A 15,013-nucleotide genomic window follows, 5' to 3' on the forward strand; every position below is an offset into this window, starting at 1 on the left:
ATATCAACGGCGCAAAGCCGCGCGATAGGCGGCCTAGCTTCCCGGGCCTTCATAGGCATCGACGATGCGCCCGACGATCGGATGGCGCACGACGTCGGCGCTGGTGAAATAGCTGACGTTGATCCCCTCGACGCCTTCGAGCCGCCCGACCGCGTCGGCCAGGCCCGAGCTGGCGGGAATCGGCAGATCGACCTGCTTGGGATCGCCGCAGATCACCATGCGGCTGTTCATGCCGAAGCGGGTGAGGAACATCTTCATCTGCGGGATCGTCGTGTTCTGCGCTTCGTCGAGGATGATGAAGGCATCGGCCAGCGTCCGTCCGCGCATGAAGGCGAGCGGCGCGATCTCGATTTCCCCGCTCGCGATCCGGCGCTCGACCTGCTCGGCAGGCAGGCAGTCGTGGAGCGCGTCGTAGAGCGGGCGCAGATAGGGATCGACCTTTTCCTTCATGTCGCCGGGCAGGAAGCCGAGCTTTTCTCCCGCCTCGACCGCGGGGCGCGAGAGGATCAGGCGCTGGACGCTGCCGGTGATGAGCTGGGCGACCGCCTGCGCGACCGCAAGATAGGTCTTGCCGGTGCCTGCCGGGCCGAGCGCAAAGATGATGTCTTCGCGCGCGAGCGCCTGCATATAGGGAATCTGCGATGGAGCGCGGGGAACGATCGTCTTCTTGCGCGTGCGGATCATGATCGGCGGCGCTTCGTTCGCGTCGTGACGGATGATGCCATCGAGCGTCGGCTGCGCCGACATCGCGATCACCCCGTCGACCATTCCGGCATCGACCTCCTGCCCCTGTTCGATGCGGTTATAGAGATCGACGAGGACGTCGCGCGCGCGCGCGGCCGCTTCGGCTTCGCCCTCGATCTGCACGCGGTTGCCACGCGCCGAGATATAAACGCCAAGGCGATTCTCGATGCCCACCAGATTGCGGTCGAACTCGCCAAATAAAATGCCCAATAGCTGCGTTCGTTCAAATTCGGCCGTCAGTCGGACGCGGTCGCCGGGTTCGGCGGGGGATGCGGCGGTCAGCGGGCGTTTGGACACGTGGGCAGATCTCCTAGGCTGGCACTATATCCTGTGTACTCACGCGAAGGCGGGAGTCCATCACCGATGCTCTCGAAATCCGACGGAAGGAGACGGAGTGTGTCTTCGCGGATACAGCTTCCGCGCTTTGCACCAGGGACAGGACCCTAGGCGACATCCGCCAGCAGCGCTTCGGCGCCGAGGCTGTTCGGACCGGCCGACGTCACGCGAACATCGACCATGTCGCCGATTGCGAGGCCCGGCGCAATGACGTGTACCGACTGAAGCCATGGCGATTTGCCGATCAGCTGGCCGTCCAGTTTGCCCTTGCGTTCGAGCAGCAGGCGGGTGGTCCGGCCGACGGTCGCGGCGTTGAACGCCTGCTGCTGTTCGTTGAGCAGCGCCTGCAACCGCTGGAGCCGCTCGTTCAGCAGAGCGTCGTCGATCTGGTCGTCCATCGTCGCCGCCGGCGTTCCGGGGCGGCGCGAATATTTGAAGCTGTACGCCATCGCATAATTGGTCGCGCGGACGATATCGAGGGTCGCCTCGAAATCGGCATCTGTTTCACCGGGGAAACCGACGATGAAGTCGCCCGAGATCGCGATGTCGGGGCGCACGGCGCGGACGCGTTCGATGACCTTCAGATAGCTGTCGACCGAGTGGCTGCGATTCATCGCGGCGAGGATGCGGTCGCTGCCCGCCTGCACCGGCAGGTGGAGGAAGGGCATCAGCTTGTCGATCTCGCCATGCGCGGCGATCAGCCCCTCGGTCATGTCGTTGGGATGGCTGGTCGTATAGCGGATGCGATCGAGCCCGTCCTCGCGCGCGAGTTCGCGGATCAACCCGTCAAGACCGATCGCGCGACCCTTGTCGTCCTCGCCGTCCCACGCATTGACGTTCTGGCCGAGCAGCGTGATCTCGCGCGCGCCGCCCGCAACGAGCGCGCGCGCCTCGGCAATCAGGTCGGCGAAGGGCCGACTGATCTCGGCACCGCGCGTGTAGGGTACGACGCAGTAAGTGCAGAATTTGTCGCAGCCTTCCTGCACGGTCAGGAAGGCGGTCGGGCGCTGGCCGCCAGCACGTTTCGGCAGCGCGCCAAACTTGCTTTCGAGCGGCATGTCGAGGTCGACGGCTTTCTCGCCGCGCGCAGCGCGCGCGATCAGGTCGGGCAGCCGGTGATAGGCCTGCGGGCCGACCACGACGTCCACGGTCGGGGCCCGGCGCGCGATTTCGGCACCCTCGGCCTGCGCGACGCAGCCGGCGACGGCGATCGTCGGACGGCTGCCGTCGGCGCGCTTGAGCCGACCGATGTCCGAATAGACTTTTTCGGCCGCCTTTTCACGGATGTGGCAGGTGTTGAGCACGACCAGGTCGGCGTCGGCGCCGTCGGCGGCCGCCACATAACCTTCGGCGCCCAGCATCTCGGCCATGCGTTCGCCGTCATAGACGTTCATCTGGCAGCCGAAGGATTTGACGTGGAAGGTCTTGGCAGGAGGGGTTGCGGTCATGCCGCCCCGATAGGCCAAGAGTGCGCCGAATTGAAGGGGATTCGGCCCGTCATGCGGTCGGCTGCTCGCTCTGGGCTTCATAGCGCACGGGCGCGACGTCGTGCGGGAACGGCCGGAGCGGCCTGCCGAGCGCGCGGACCAGCGCATCCTCGATCCGCCGGCGCGCTTCGGCCGTGATCGCCTTGCGCCCAGGGAAGTCGCGCGGATGGAAGGGTTCAAGGAAATGGATGTGGAGCCTGAACGTGCCGGGCCGCGCCAGGATGCGCTTGGCATTGTCGATCCCCGCCTCGACCCCGATCCATCCGATCCACTCGGCGATCGGGCCGTAGTCGAGCATCACCGGCTGGACCAGCACGCTCGGCGGCGGCGGCTCCAGCACCTGCATCATCGAGGTCTTGAACGGCAACAGCGACTGGCCGTCGGTCGTCGTGCCTTCGGGAAAGACCGTTACCGACCAATTGTCGGCGAGCGCTTCGCGAAGGCGGTTGATCTGGTCGGCGACCCCGCCCCGATCCTCACGGCTGACAAAGACGGTGCGGTTGAGACGGCAGAGCCAGCCGATCACCGGCACGTCGCCCAGTTCGGCCTTGGCAACGAAGGCCGTGCCGCTCGCGCCCGCGAGCGACAATATGTCGACCCAGTTCACATGGTTCGAGATGAAGAAGACCTCGCGGCGGAGCGGCGTACCATGCTTCACCACGCGCGCGCCGACGATGCGCGCGGCAAGGAACAGGAACAGCTTCGGAAAGGGCGAGCCGTAGCTGACGATCCGGTAGAGATAGTGGAGCGGCACCAGCATGATCAGCGAGAGGAGAAGCAGAAGCACACGCCAGAGGATGCGCGCCTTCCCCCTCAGCGAAATCGGTGCCGGCTGCCCCGCCGCAATCGCGGCCCGCTGTGCCGCAGCGTCAATCCTTGCGGTCGAGCCGGACGCCATAAAGCTCCATGCGATGGTCGACGAGGCGGAAGCCCAGCCGTTCGGCGATGACCTTTTGCAGCGCCTCCAGTTCGGGGTCGACGAATTCGATCACCTTGCCGGTCTCGACGTCGATCAGATGATCGTGATGCGCCTCGGGCGCCGCCTCATAGCGCGAACGGCCGTCGCCGAAATCGTGGCGGTCGAGAATCCCCGCTTCTTCAAACAGCCGGACGGTGCGATAGACGGTCGCGATCGAGATGCCGCTGTCGACCTTCGAGGCGCGCTCATAGAGCGTCTCGACGTCGGGATGATCCTCTGAATCAGAGATCACGCGGGCGATAATTCGACGCTGCTCGGTAATGCGCAGCCCCTTTTCGTGGCACAAAGCTTCGAGGTCGATGGTACCGGTCATGCGGGCCTTTCCTGCGGGGATGCAGTCGGATCTTTGTTCTGAAAACTGTATAAGCACGGCTCGCCGATAGGACAAGGGCGGCACCTCCCGGTACCGCCCCTTGATCGTGTCAGCGCGCGAAGCGTTCAGACCTTGCGGCGCTTGCGGCCGCCGCCGCGCCCCTTGGTGCCGAGGCCGATTTCCTTCGCGAGCACGCGGCGCCGTTCGGCATAGTCGGGAGCAACCATCGGGTAATCGGCCGGCAGGCCCCATTTCGCGCGATAATCATCGGGCGTCATGCCGTAATGCGTCATCAAATGGCGACGCAGCATCTTCAGCTTCTTGCCATCTTCAAGGCAGACGATGTGGTCGGGCTTGATCGACGAACGGATCGAAACGGCGGGAACGGGCTTTTCGACGACGACCGCCTTTTCGCCAAGGTTCGACAATGCGGCATGAACATTGTTAATCAGAATGGCCAGGTCGGAAATGGCGACGCTGTTGTTGCTGACATGGGCCGCGACAATGTCGGCCGTCAGCGTCACGAGCATTTCATTGGTATCGACTTGATCCGACATGGGGCCTTGTTCCTTATGTGCTAGCGCCAAAAGATGAGTGAAGAACATTGAGCATGCATGTTCATCTATTAAGAGTTCATGCCATTTTGGTTCTAATTCTGCAATAGCAAACGTTTGCCAAACAAGGCTTTAACTGATTCTCCGCATGGTAATTGCGTCGCGAAGAACCCCGTCACCGCCGCGATAATAGGCCGGTCGGCGACCGCACTCCGAAAAGCCCACGTTCTCGTAAAGATGAATGGCATCATTATCGGCACGCATTTCAAGGAAATAGTCTTCGGCGCCTTGCCCTTTCGCCCAGTCTTGCCAGTCCTTCATCAATGCGGCGCCGACGCCATGGCCGCGCCGCACGGGATCGACCGCGAGCAGAAGCAATTCGCTTTCGGGGCCCGCAATACGCGCCGCTGAAAAGCCGCACGCCTGCTCGCCGTCCCACGCGACGCACACGCGGGCCGACGGCAAAGCGAAAAGTGTCAGGAGCTGTGCGGTGCTCCATGCTTCGCCATAGGCGGGATCGAAGGCAGCCTCCATCAAGCGCATGACCGCCGACAGATCGCCAATGCGCGCGGTGGCAAGGCGGAGGCCAGCGCCCACTACGCCGTCGCCATTGGCTTGGCATCGGGCGCGCGGCCATAGATGGGGCTCGGCTCGCCGAAGAACGCCGCAGTGGGCAAATGCAGAAAGGCCCGCGCGTCGGGCAGTAGCGCGAGCGCCGTGCCCGACCCGCGCCGCGCGACGAAGGCTTCGGCGCGATTGCCGACAATCAGTCCATCGTCGGCGAGGATCGCCGTATCGGGAAGCATCGAGCCGAGCTCGCCCTGCGGCGTCAGGTCGGCGGCAAAGCGCTGGACGAACCATTGGCCATGCCCGCCTTCCATCACGACAAGAGCGCCGCCCGCGACCGCAATCTCGGACGCAGCGCCTGCGGCGACGAGCGCAGGCGTCGAAAAGCCCGAAGCCGCCGCACCCCAGCCGAGCGCGAGGCCGCGTGCTGCCGCGACGCCGATACGGACCCCGGCGAAACTGCCCGGTCCGCAGCCCACGGCGATCGACGCGGCACGCCCGCCATCCGCCAGTTCGGCGATAAGTGGAACGAGCCGCTCGACATGGCCGCGGCCGATGATTTCGTGGCGAAAATCGACGATGCGCCCGCCCTCGACCAGCGCGACCGAACAGGCCTCGCTGGCGGAATCGATGACGAGCGTCCGCGCGTCAGACAATGGTATTGAAGCGATCGAAGCCCGGGCGCGGGCTGCGTTCAAAGATCGTCGCGGGGTCGCCATAGCCGAGTGTCGAGATGAAATTGCTCTTTACGTTCGGCGTGTCCGCGAAAAACGCCTGGTCGACGGCATCGTTGTTGAAGCCCGACATCGGTCCCGTGTCGAGCCCCAGCGCGCGCGCCGCCAGAATGAAATAGGCGCCCTGCAGGCTGGAATTTCGAAAGGCCGTCGCGTGCGCGAGCGCGTCATTGCCCTTGAACCAGCTGCGCGCATCGGCGTGCGGGAACAGCTCGGGCAGATGTTCGTAGAACTCGGTATCCATCGCGATGATCGCCGTGACCGGGGCGCCCAGGATCTTCTCGCCATTGGCGGGAAGCGCCAGCGCTGCCAGCTTTTGCTTCGCTTCGCCGGAGACGCACCAGATGATCCGTGCCGGCAGCGCGTTGGCGCTGGTCGGCCCATATTTCACCAGATCCCAGATCGCGTGGAGCTGCGCTTCGGACACCGGCTTGTCGAGATAGCCATTATAGGTGCGCGCGGTGCGAAAGAGCTGGTCGAGGGCGCTGTCGGAAAGCGGCTCGCTCATCGGCTTGATCTCCTTGAATGGGTTAGACGGCGTGGACCGCCGTCACTTCGGGCACATAATGTTTGAGCAGCGATTCGATGCCATTCTTCAGCGTCGCCGACGAGGAGGGACAACCTGCGCACGCGCCCTGCATCTTGAGGTACACATTGCCCTTGTCGAAACCGCGATAGACGATGTCGCCACCGTCGTTCGCGACCGCCGGGCGAACGCGCGTTTCGATCAGTTCCTTGATCTGTTCGATGACATCGGAGTCGGCGGGATCGTCGGCAAAGCCGGCGTCCTCCTCGCCCGGAACGCTGATGCCCGATGCACTCCCCGGATGGAACAGCGGCATCTTCGCCAGAAAATGATCCATCACGATGCCCAGCACATCGGGCTTCGCATCGGCCCATTCGGCACCCGGCGCGATCGTCACCGAAACGAAGTCGCGGCCAAAGAAGACCCCGGTCACGTCGCCGAGCGTGAAGAGCGCGGTCGCCAGCGGCGAGGCTTCGGCCTCCTCGGGGCTTGCAAAATCGCGGGTTCCCGCCTCCATCACCGCCCGACCGGGCAGAAATTTGAGCGTCGCGGGATTGGGCGTCGATTCGGTTTCGATCAGCATGCGCCGCATGTGGGACGCAATGGCCCTTTGTGCAAGATGATAGGCATGGTCTAGGGTCAGGCCCCATGCGCCGTTTCACTCATTTCGCCGCGCTCGACTGGTCGGGCGCGCGCGGCCTCCGGCAACGGGGGATCGCCTTGGCGGTCGCCAGCGGAACGGCCGCGCCCGCGCTGGTTCGGCCCGCACATATCTGGTCGCGCGCCGACATTCTGGCGTGGCTGGAGGATGCCGCGACGTCGGGCGCCGACCTGCTGATCGGCTTCGACTTCTCGGCAGGCTTCGCCTTTGCCGATCGCGGCGCCTATTTTCCCGAATGGAATGAGAGCCCTGCCGACCTGCGCGCGCTGTGGGCCCTTGTCGAGCGACTGACGGCGGGCGATCCGCATTATGAGGTCGGCGGCTTTCTTGCGCATGCCGAAGCGCGGCGCCACTTCCGCCACGCACAGGGCGATGTCGGCGATCTCTACGAGCCCGGCGCGGGCCGGCTCCGCGTCGTCGAACGCCATCAGCGCGAAACGAGACAGGCCGCGAGCGTCAGCAATTTCAACCTCGTCGGCGCGGCGCAGGTCGGCAAGGGAAGCCTTGCGGGAATGCGGCTGCTCCACCGCCTTCACGGCCTGATTCCGTTCTGGCCGCTCGATCCCGTGCCTGCCAAAGGCCCGCTTCTCGTCGAAATCTACACCAGCCTTGCTGCGCGCGCCGCGGGCATGGCGCCCGGCCGCAGCAAAATCCGCGACGGCGCCGCGCTCGACGCTGCGCTGGCGGTCCTCGGCTCGCCGCCCACCGGCATCGCCGGCCCGATGAGCGACCATGCCAGCGACGCGCTGCTGACCGCCGCCTGGCTCCGCGCGATCGCGTCCGAAAGCGGGCCTTGGTCGCCCTCGCCCCTGTCCGATGCGCTCGCCGCAACCGAAAGCTGGACCTTCGGCATCATTTGAAGCAAAGGGCGAAACGCGCCGTGCCGGCTTAGCTCAGTTGGTAGAGCAACCGCCTTGTAAGCGGTAGGTCGTCAGTTCGAGTCTGACAGCCGGCACCACGGATTTTTGCGTTTCACTTCAAAAGTTTAACATCTTCCGATGGGGCCGTAACGGCGCCGATGTTCCGATCGCTTGTGCCAGGCGCCGTACTTCGCGAGCGAAGGGAAGAAGCGATTATGGCCTTTGCAAAAATGGGACATCGACTCATCGCAAAAACCGGATTCCAAAGCGATATTATCGGCTTCTGCGATGGACTTGACTGGGTGCCTGTGATCTTAGCCCCGCGACCGAAGGGGTGCATTGAACGCGATGGGACAGCGGGCGGAACCGGACTGGGACGACCTCTTCATGCAGGCTGCGCTGCAGCCTGAGACGTGGCTCGATGCGCTCGATATCCTGGCCCGCCATACGGGTTCCAGCCACGGACAGCTGATCGGGGTCGGCGGCGCGCGGGAGATCCCCTTCAACATTGTCACCAATTTCGGGCCCGACCTGATCGAACATTTCGCCAACCGCGGATGGGGCGCGGAGACGCATAATTTTCGCGTCGCCGCATCGAATCGGCACGTCGAGCGCGGCTTTTACGATCCCGTCCTATTCGAGGACCACTATGATCAGGTCATTCCCGGCCTCGCCTCGTCCGACTACCTCGATTGGTGCGAAGAGATCGGCATTCCCTTCGGATGCCAGACCAATCTCGTCATCGACAATTTCGGAATTGTCGGGCTGGCGACTCTTCGAAATCGTGGCGACGGGCGAACGACACCTGTCCAGCGCAAGACGTTCTTCAACGGTGCACGAGCCGCCCGCCGCGCGGTGCGGTTGCAGGAGAAGCTCGAGGGCGAGCAAGCGAAACTGCTCGCCGGCGCGTTCGACGCCATCAACGTCTGCGCGTTCATCATCGATGCGAGGGGACAACTGCTTGCCCACTCGGCGGGCGCAGAGTTGATGTTGGTGGCTGGGGAGATCCGGCTCAGTGGTCGATCGATCGATGCCGCGGGCACGCCCTTCTCGCTCCGCCAGGTCATTCAAACCCTCACTGCAGAGGAAGGCCTGGATCACGTCCGCACGAAAGTCTCGACGCGCAGGGGTCAGCCGCAGGTGATGATCGAAGGCTTTCGTCTTCCCGAGCGAGAATGGTCGCTTGGCAAGCTGCCCCATGCGATCATCGTCGCCGACAGCCCAAAGCGCGATCGCGCCGGCGTCACGCAATATCTTTCTGTGATATATCGACTGAGCCCAGCCGAAGCCGACATCGCGGTGCGGCTATTCGAAGGCAAGTCGCGTTCTCAGATCGTTTCGGACCGCGGCGTCACGGCTGAAACGCTTCGGGGCCAGATCAAGCAGGTCTATCTGAAATGCGGGGTCGACAACGAAGCCGGACTGATGCGGCTGCTGGCGCCGATTCTTAGTTGAGTATCCCCCCGCAGGGGGATGAACCCTGCAGCCCCCGAAAATAAAGCTCCGCTCGCAAGGGATTAGGGGCTCCGGTCCTCCAGCTGCATTTGTTCCCGATTGGGGTCGGGAGAGCAATGACAAGCGACGGAGGATGGGTGCCATCCAAATTCCTGCCGTTCGAAGCGACCCCGAACGGCAGGGCGAGGGTCCTCGCCAGTAGATTGCTGTGTGCGGCCTGGAAGAGCCCCGTCGGATTGGCGGGGCTCTTTTCGGATGGGAAACCCGCGCCGCATGATTTTGGGGTGGCGCTCCGCCAATTAATGACGACGCGTTGCATGGCCGACAGCGGACAGGCGGCTTCGATTCGTGATCAGGCGAAAACTGACATTGTTCGTCTGCGAACCTACCGAGAGTAAAGCGCCGGATCTCTCCGCAATCTCCAGCCTCATCAGATCGCCTTCGCGAATTTCATACCCATAGGAAATGCTCAGCCAATCGTTTAGCGTCGGGCGAAATTCGGAGGCGCATATGATGGCCGAAGCCAGGGGAATGCTCACACGCCGATCGATGCTGGCCGGGGCGATTGGGGCCGCGGCCATGTCCGGCTTGCCGCTCCGCGCCAGCGACGCGGCGTTTCGCGTGCCGGTCGTCGACTCGCTCACGCTGACCGTTCTCACCGATAGCGGAACGTTCGGCCCTTTCCTTCCCGATTTGGAGCTTCCCGGTCTGAAGGTGCTGCGTGCCGGTAATGGCAGCCCCCCCGGCTATACGCGCATGTCGCCCAAGGCTTTGATGGGCGAGTTCGGCCTGTCACTGCTTGCGGATTCGCGCACCGGGGACGAGTCCCGCCGGGTACTCGTGGACTTCGGTTACACTGCGGAAGTCCTTGCAAACAACATGGACATGCTCGGGATTGATCCGTCGAGCATCAATGCTGCCGTCTTGAGCCACGGCCACCTGGATCATTACGGTGGCTTTCCTGCTTTGACGGGCAGCGCGGAAAGACGCGGTCGTCCGCTGCCTTTATACGTTGGCGGGGAGGAGACCTTCTGCGAGCGGGTGGCGATGATCGGCAATCCGCCTCCCGTGATGGGGGTTCTCGATCGCGCGGCGCTGACGAAGGCCGGGTACGAAGTCCGCGTCGCGCCAGCACCGCAGATCATCGCCGATCAGGCGTTCACGACGGGTATCATCCCTCTCGAGACTTCGGAGCGCACCGCGATCCCGACGCGGATGCGGCCGGGAACGGGCTGCGACAGGGCCGGGCTGCGCAGCGACAAGCGCGATCTCGCCGAAGTCACCGACGACGGCGAGCATGAGCTTGCCACCTGTTTTGCAATCAAAGGGCTTGGCCTGGTCGTGATCGCGTCGTGCAGCCATCGCGGCGTCCTCAATTCGGTCCGGCGCGCACAGGCAATCAGCGGCATTTCAAAGGTGCATATGGTGATCGGCGGCTTCCATCTCGTCCGCCCGCGCACCGAGGAGGAGGCGCGGCAAACCGTCGCAGCCTTCAAGGTGATCGATCCCGACTACATCGTCCCGATGCACTGCACCGGCGAGGTCTTCATTGAAGAGGCTCTTCGGCAAATGCCTGTGAAGGTCATCCGGCCTTACGTCGGTACGCGCTTCATGATCGCATGACGGCGAATTCTGGCCAATAGGAGACCGTCGGCTTTGAGAGCCTGGCACGTCTGAAGAGGATTATGGGGAGCGCCGCCTAAACGCGGACAAACTTTATCTCTGTTTCCGCTTGACATCAAAACGAGGACTGATATAGTCCGCGTTATGGCACATCTGACCACCTCCGTTGAATATGGCATCCACTGCCTGCTGTGGCTCGTCGGTTCCGACGATGTCGCGATGAGCAGCCGTGAACTGGCCGAACTGCAGGGCATCTCGCCGAGCTTCCTCGCCAAGATTTTCCCCAAGCTGGAAAAGGCCGGGATCGTCGCGGCGAGTGAAGGCGTGCGCGGAGGCTATCGCCTCGGTCGCCCGGCGGCCGAGATCAGCTTCCTCGACATCGTCGACGCGATCGAGGGCGACAAGCCGCTGTTCGATTGTCAGGAAGTGCGCGGGCGCTGTGCCCTGTTCGCCGGCAGCCCGCCCGAATGGGCGAGCAAGGGCGTCTGCGCGATCCACGCGGTGATGATCCAGGCCGAAAAGGCGATGCGCGAAAGCCTGTCGAAGCAGACGCTCGCATCGGTGTCGGCCACCTATGATCGCAAAGCACCCCAGACCTTTTCGAACCAGGTCCAGAACTGGATGAGTGACCGTTCTGCCGGACGCACCGGCCGGCGCGACAAGTCGGTGCCCGATATTCCCACCTAAGCGGCATCCCGCCGCCCCGCGCGGGCAGCTTTGAGCCTCCATTGAATTTCTTTCTCGGCCGCATGTCGGACGCACCCGGGAAAGCATCCACGCGCCCTGTTTGCCGGCGCGGCGGACCGATGATCTGCGTCCGGCACATCCAAGGAGAAGTAGCATGACACAGAAAATCATCATCGCCGGTTCGGGTTTTGCCGGACTCTGGGCCTCGATCTCGGCCGTTCGCGCCATTGCGCTCGCTGGCAAGGAGGGAGAGGTCGAAGTGACCATCGTATCGCCCGTTCCGACCCTCGCCATCCGCCCGCGTCTCTATGAAGCGGTGCTCGAAAATATGGACCCCGACCTGACCGCCCTGCTCGCCGCCGTTGGCGTGCGCCATGTCGCGGGCTGGGTCGAAAGCGTCGATAATGTTGCGCGCACGATCAGCGTCGCGGCGGCCGACGGCACTCGCCAGACCCTCGATTACGACCGCTTCGTCCTCGCGGCGGGCAGCCAGCTGTTCCGTCCCGACATCCCCGGCCTGGCCGAGCACGGCTTCGAGACCGACCAGCTCGAGACGGCCTACGCCCTCGACGCGCACCTGAAGGCGCTGGCGAGCCGGCCCGACAGTGACGCGCGCAACACAGTTGTCGTTGCGGGCGGCGGCCTGACCGGCCTTGAAACCGCAACCGAAAAGCCGATCCGGCTTCGTGCGGCGCTGGGCCAGGATGCCGGTTTCCGCGTCGTCATCGTCGACAATGCGCCCGAAATCGGCGCGCAGTTCGGGCCCGACGCACTGGCTCAGATCACCGAAGCGCTCGTCGAAACGGGTGTCGAAAGCCGTGCCGGCGTCCGCGTCACCGCGGTCGACGCCGACAGCGTCACGCTTTCGTCGGGCGAAAGGATCGCGACCAATACCGTGGTGTGGACCGCCGGGATGCGCGCCAGCGATCTCGCCGTCCAATTGCCCGGCGAGCACGACCCGCTCGGTCGTGTGATCGGCGATGCATATCTGCGAGCGCCCGCCGCCGACGGCGTCTTCGTTACCGGCGACACGGTCAAGGTGCCGACCGACGACCTGGGCAATTTCAACCCCATGTCGTGCCAGCATGCAATGAGCCTCGGCCGCGTCGCGGGGCACAATGCTGCTGCCGAACTCGTCGGGCTGCCGCTGCATCCCTATAGCCAGCCGAAATATGTGACCTGCCTCGATCTCGGCGAATGGGGCGCGCTCTATACCGAGGGCTGGGACCGCCAAGTCCGCTTCACCCGCGCCGAGGGCAAGAAGATCAAGCAGGAGATCAACACGGTGTGGATCTATCCCCCCGCCGCCGATCGCGATGCCGTCTTCGCGGTCGCCAACCCCGACTTCGTGATCGTCCCCTGATCGCAAGACCGACCGGCGCTTCCGACACGACGGAAGCGCCGGTTGCGCTCGCTTTACAAGGAGAGCCGCCATGGGCCTGCTCTATCTGCAAATTTGCAAGCTCATCTCTTTCGGCGCATCGACCCTTCGCCGCCTGGGTTCCGAGCGGTCGCAGCTGCTGGGTCAGACGGTGGTGATCGCCGGTCTGACGGGGATGATCCTGATGCTCGCCGGATTGGCCTTGAGCCAAATCAGGCGTCAACTGGTCGTCGGCAATTCGTCCTATGAGAGATCCGGATTTGGCGCTCAGCCACCGTCCGTCAGAGTTTTCCGCAAGCCGGTCAGATAGGCCTGGCAATTGTGTGGCTGCCAACTCGTGTGCTGGTCAATTCCGGTAACCTTTGCGCGCCGTCACCCGCGATCGCTGCAGCCCGGTGGTCGGGGCCGCAACAGGGCGCGGCCTGCGGCGACGCCGGTGGTGTGGCTGTCATCGACGGCCAGCGCGCCGTTGACGTACAGCTTTCGGACGCCGACGCTCAGCTCGCGCGGGCGCACATAGTCGGCGCGCGGGGCATATCGGGCGGGATCGAAGACGAGCACGTCGGCGAAATAGCCCGGACGTAGATAACCGCGCCTGTCGAGCTTGTAGATATCCGCCGTGCGCCCCGTCGATTGCCGGATAAAGCTTCGCAGATCGATGACCTTCCGCTCGCGGACATAGCGGACATATTTTTCGGGGAAGGTCGCGAACATGCGCGGGTGGCCGTCCGATCCGTCGGACGACGTCACCATCCACGGCTGCTTCATCAGCAGATCGACGTCGGCCTGGGCCATGTTGAACGACGCCACTGCGGCGCCCCCGCTCTTCGGCCCCGTATCGCCCGCCGCGACGCTTTGCCGGATGATTTGCAGCGCCGCATCGCGGCTGTCCATCTTCCACTCGCGCGCGACCTGCTCGAGTGTTCGTCCCGTCCAGGGGAAGCCCTGCGCGATCAATAACAACGCGGCGGCTCCCCCGCGCCGACGCAGATTATCCTGCATTTCGTTGCGGATCCGCGCCAGTGTCACAGGATCATCGAGTCGCTTCAGCAACGCCGACCCGCCACCATCGACGGCCCAGCGTGGCAAAAGCGATGCATCGAGGCTCGACCCCGACGCCAGCCAGGGATATTGATCCGCCGTCACATCGACGCCTGTGGCGCGCGCCGCGTCGATCGCGGCGATCACCGCGCCGGCCTGCCCATGGACGTCGACGCCGAGCGCCTTGAGATGGGCGAAATGAACCGGCATTCCTGCCTGCCGTCCGATCTCGATGGCTTCCTCGACCGAGCCGAGCAAGCCGATGCTATAGCTCGACTCGTCCCGCTGATGGGTGTCGTAAAGGCCGCCGCGGATCGCCGCCTCGCGCGCGACCGCAACGACCTCGCCGGTGGTGGCAAAGCTCTGTGGCGCATAGAAAAGTCCGGTGGACAGGCCCACCGCTCCTTCGCACATGCCCTTGGTCACCAGCGCCTTCATCCGGCCCAGTTCCGCCGCGGTCGGAGCGCGGGCATCCTGGCCCAGCACCCGCTCGCGAACGGGTCCGAAACCGACGAACGAGACGATATTCGTCCCGATGCCCGACGCCGCGAGTCGACCCGCGTCCGCAGCAACATCGGGCGTGCCCGACCCATCGACCCCGATCATCACGGTGCTGACGCCCTGATCCAGCCAGGCGGCATTGATACGCACCGTCTTGTCGGGCGAGCGGATGAAGCTGTCGGCGTGCGTGTGCGGGTCGATGAAACCGGGAGCGACGATCATGCCCTTGGCGTCGAGGATACGGCCCGCCGACATGCGCCCCTTTGGGCCGACATAGACAATCCGGTCCCCGCGGATCGCAACGTCGCCGATGAAGGGCTCGCCGTCGCTGCCGTCATGGATCGTCCCGCCGCGGATGATCACGTCGGCCGCCTCGTCCGCCCGCGCGTCCGCCCCGGCGTCGCCCGCCCGCGCAGTCGCGCCCGCGACGCACAGCAACGCCGCCATCGCGGCAATCGAACCGATCGCGCGGCGAACGGAATGCGGGGCGAGCGGGGATGACATCGGCGGGGTCCTTCCATGAGCGATGGCGCAAAAGGTTCGGCGTGTGCGGGGCCGATCAAA

General features: G+C 64.4%; 16 protein-coding genes and 1 tRNA gene. 7 read left to right on the forward strand and 10 right to left on the reverse strand.

All coding sequences use genetic code 11. The features are described from left to right. Positions 1 to 33: 33 nt before the first annotated feature. From ACO055_RS07775 to ACO055_RS07815, 9 genes are all read right to left on the reverse strand, one after another. Positions 34 to 1,041, reverse strand: a complete 1,008-nt coding sequence (locus ACO055_RS07775; protein WP_422062016.1) for a PhoH family protein — start codon at positions 1,039 to 1,041, stop codon at positions 34 to 36. 146 nt (positions 1,042 to 1,187) lie between these two features. Next, positions 1,188 to 2,474, reverse strand: a complete 1,287-nt coding sequence (miaB, locus tag ACO055_RS07780) for a tRNA (N6-isopentenyl adenosine(37)-C2)-methylthiotransferase MiaB (RefSeq protein WP_422062441.1) — start codon at positions 2,472 to 2,474, stop codon at positions 1,188 to 1,190. A 103-nt stretch (positions 2,475 to 2,577) separates the two neighbouring features. Further along, positions 2,578 to 3,465: a lysophospholipid acyltransferase family protein gene (locus tag ACO055_RS07785; RefSeq protein ID WP_422062018.1), complete on the reverse strand. Its 888-nt coding sequence runs from the start codon at positions 3,463 to 3,465 to the stop codon at positions 2,578 to 2,580. Further along, positions 3,437 to 3,859, reverse strand: coding sequence for a Fur family transcriptional regulator (locus ACO055_RS07790; RefSeq protein WP_422062019.1), 423 nt, complete (start codon positions 3,857 to 3,859; stop codon positions 3,437 to 3,439). The genes ACO055_RS07785 and ACO055_RS07790 overlap by 29 nt, the downstream gene beginning before the upstream one ends. Positions 3,860 to 3,984: 125 nt before the next feature. After that, positions 3,985 to 4,416: a MucR family transcriptional regulator gene (locus ACO055_RS07795; protein WP_422062020.1), complete on the reverse strand. Its 432-nt coding sequence runs from the start codon at positions 4,414 to 4,416 to the stop codon at positions 3,985 to 3,987. 129 nt (positions 4,417 to 4,545) lie between these two features. Beyond that, on the reverse strand, positions 4,546 to 4,956 hold the full coding sequence (locus tag ACO055_RS07800) for a GNAT family N-acetyltransferase (RefSeq protein WP_422062021.1): 411 nt from the start codon (positions 4,954 to 4,956) through the stop codon (positions 4,546 to 4,548). 53 nt (positions 4,957 to 5,009) lie between these two features. Next, complete coding sequence (gene tsaB, locus ACO055_RS07805) at positions 5,010 to 5,636, reverse strand: tRNA (adenosine(37)-N6)-threonylcarbamoyltransferase complex dimerization subunit type 1 TsaB (protein WP_422062022.1); 627 nt, start codon at positions 5,634 to 5,636, stop codon at positions 5,010 to 5,012. Further along, on the reverse strand, positions 5,629 to 6,222 hold the full coding sequence (locus tag ACO055_RS07810; RefSeq protein ID WP_422062023.1) for a malonic semialdehyde reductase: 594 nt from the start codon (positions 6,220 to 6,222) through the stop codon (positions 5,629 to 5,631). The genes tsaB and ACO055_RS07810 overlap by 8 nt, the downstream gene beginning before the upstream one ends. A 22-nt stretch (positions 6,223 to 6,244) precedes the next feature. Beyond that, on the reverse strand, positions 6,245 to 6,823 hold the full coding sequence (locus ACO055_RS07815; protein WP_422062024.1) for a NifU family protein: 579 nt from the start codon (positions 6,821 to 6,823) through the stop codon (positions 6,245 to 6,247). A 65-nt stretch (positions 6,824 to 6,888) separates the two neighbouring features. Between ACO055_RS07815 and ACO055_RS07820 the strand changes: the two genes are divergently transcribed. From ACO055_RS07820 to ACO055_RS07850, 7 genes are all read left to right on the forward strand, one after another. Continuing rightward, positions 6,889 to 7,761 (forward strand): hypothetical protein, encoded by an 873-nt coding sequence (locus tag ACO055_RS07820; RefSeq protein WP_422062025.1) that lies wholly within the window; start codon positions 6,889 to 6,891, stop codon positions 7,759 to 7,761. 22 nt (positions 7,762 to 7,783) lie between these two features. Next, positions 7,784 to 7,859: transfer RNA gene (locus ACO055_RS07825), tRNA-Thr, on the forward strand. Between the two features lie 250 nt (positions 7,860 to 8,109). Next, a complete protein-coding gene (locus ACO055_RS07830) occupies positions 8,110 to 9,216 on the forward strand; it encodes a helix-turn-helix transcriptional regulator (protein ID WP_422062026.1) in 1,107 nt (368 codons plus the stop codon). Positions 9,217 to 9,726: 510 nt separating this feature from the next. Beyond that, positions 9,727 to 10,839: an MBL fold metallo-hydrolase gene (locus ACO055_RS07835; protein ID WP_422062027.1), complete on the forward strand. Its 1,113-nt coding sequence runs from the start codon at positions 9,727 to 9,729 to the stop codon at positions 10,837 to 10,839. Between the two features lie 144 nt (positions 10,840 to 10,983). Then, complete coding sequence (locus ACO055_RS07840) at positions 10,984 to 11,526, forward strand: RrF2 family transcriptional regulator (protein ID WP_422062028.1); 543 nt, start codon at positions 10,984 to 10,986, stop codon at positions 11,524 to 11,526. 154 nt (positions 11,527 to 11,680) lie between these two features. Next, positions 11,681 to 12,889: an NAD(P)/FAD-dependent oxidoreductase gene (locus ACO055_RS07845; protein WP_422062029.1), complete on the forward strand. Its 1,209-nt coding sequence runs from the start codon at positions 11,681 to 11,683 to the stop codon at positions 12,887 to 12,889. A 70-nt stretch (positions 12,890 to 12,959) separates the two neighbouring features. Next, entirely contained in the window at positions 12,960 to 13,217 is a 258-nt protein-coding gene (locus ACO055_RS07850; RefSeq protein WP_422062030.1) for a hypothetical protein, read from the forward strand. A gap of 62 nt (positions 13,218 to 13,279) precedes the next feature. Here the strand turns inward: ACO055_RS07850 and ACO055_RS07855 are convergent, their stop codons facing one another. Then, positions 13,280 to 14,953: an N-acyl-D-amino-acid deacylase family protein gene (locus tag ACO055_RS07855; RefSeq protein WP_422062031.1), complete on the reverse strand. Its 1,674-nt coding sequence runs from the start codon at positions 14,951 to 14,953 to the stop codon at positions 13,280 to 13,282. Positions 14,954 to 15,013 lie beyond the last annotated feature (60 nt).

Origin of the sequence: Sphingopyxis sp., from assembly GCF_965227415.1 — a bacterium.
In the GTDB taxonomy this organism is placed as follows: domain Bacteria; phylum Pseudomonadota; class Alphaproteobacteria; order Sphingomonadales; family Sphingomonadaceae; genus Sphingopyxis.

Bases quoted from the DNA above. Each gene is read 5' to 3' on its own strand.
- ACO055_RS07840 (WP_422062028.1), top strand. From the start codon at position 10,984: ATGGCACATCTGACCACCTCCGTTGAATATGGCATCCACTGCCTGCTG.
- ACO055_RS07820 (WP_422062025.1), top strand. From the start codon at position 6,889: ATGCGCCGTTTCACTCATTTCGCCGCGCTCGACTGGTCGGGCGCGCGC.
- ACO055_RS07855 (WP_422062031.1), bottom strand. From the start codon at position 14,953: ATGTCATCCCCGCTCGCCCCGCATTCCGTTCGCCGCGCGATCGGTTCG.
- ACO055_RS07790 (WP_422062019.1), bottom strand. From the start codon at position 3,859: ATGACCGGTACCATCGACCTCGAAGCTTTGTGCCACGAAAAGGGGCTG.
- ACO055_RS07800 (WP_422062021.1), bottom strand. From the start codon at position 4,956: ATGCGCTTGATGGAGGCTGCCTTCGATCCCGCCTATGGCGAAGCATGG.
- ACO055_RS07815 (WP_422062024.1), bottom strand. From the start codon at position 6,823: ATGCTGATCGAAACCGAATCGACGCCCAATCCCGCGACGCTCAAATTT.
- miaB (WP_422062441.1), bottom strand. From the start codon at position 2,474: ATGAACGTCTATGACGGCGAACGCATGGCCGAGATGCTGGGCGCCGAA.
- ACO055_RS07845 (WP_422062029.1), top strand. From the start codon at position 11,681: ATGACACAGAAAATCATCATCGCCGGTTCGGGTTTTGCCGGACTCTGG.
- ACO055_RS07835 (WP_422062027.1), top strand. From the start codon at position 9,727: ATGATGGCCGAAGCCAGGGGAATGCTCACACGCCGATCGATGCTGGCC.
- ACO055_RS07850 (WP_422062030.1), top strand. From the start codon at position 12,960: ATGGGCCTGCTCTATCTGCAAATTTGCAAGCTCATCTCTTTCGGCGCA.
- ACO055_RS07830 (WP_422062026.1), top strand. From the start codon at position 8,110: ATGGGACAGCGGGCGGAACCGGACTGGGACGACCTCTTCATGCAGGCT.
- ACO055_RS07795 (WP_422062020.1), bottom strand. From the start codon at position 4,416: ATGTCGGATCAAGTCGATACCAATGAAATGCTCGTGACGCTGACGGCC.
- ACO055_RS07785 (WP_422062018.1), bottom strand. From the start codon at position 3,465: ATGGCGTCCGGCTCGACCGCAAGGATTGACGCTGCGGCACAGCGGGCC.
- ACO055_RS07810 (WP_422062023.1), bottom strand. From the start codon at position 6,222: ATGAGCGAGCCGCTTTCCGACAGCGCCCTCGACCAGCTCTTTCGCACC.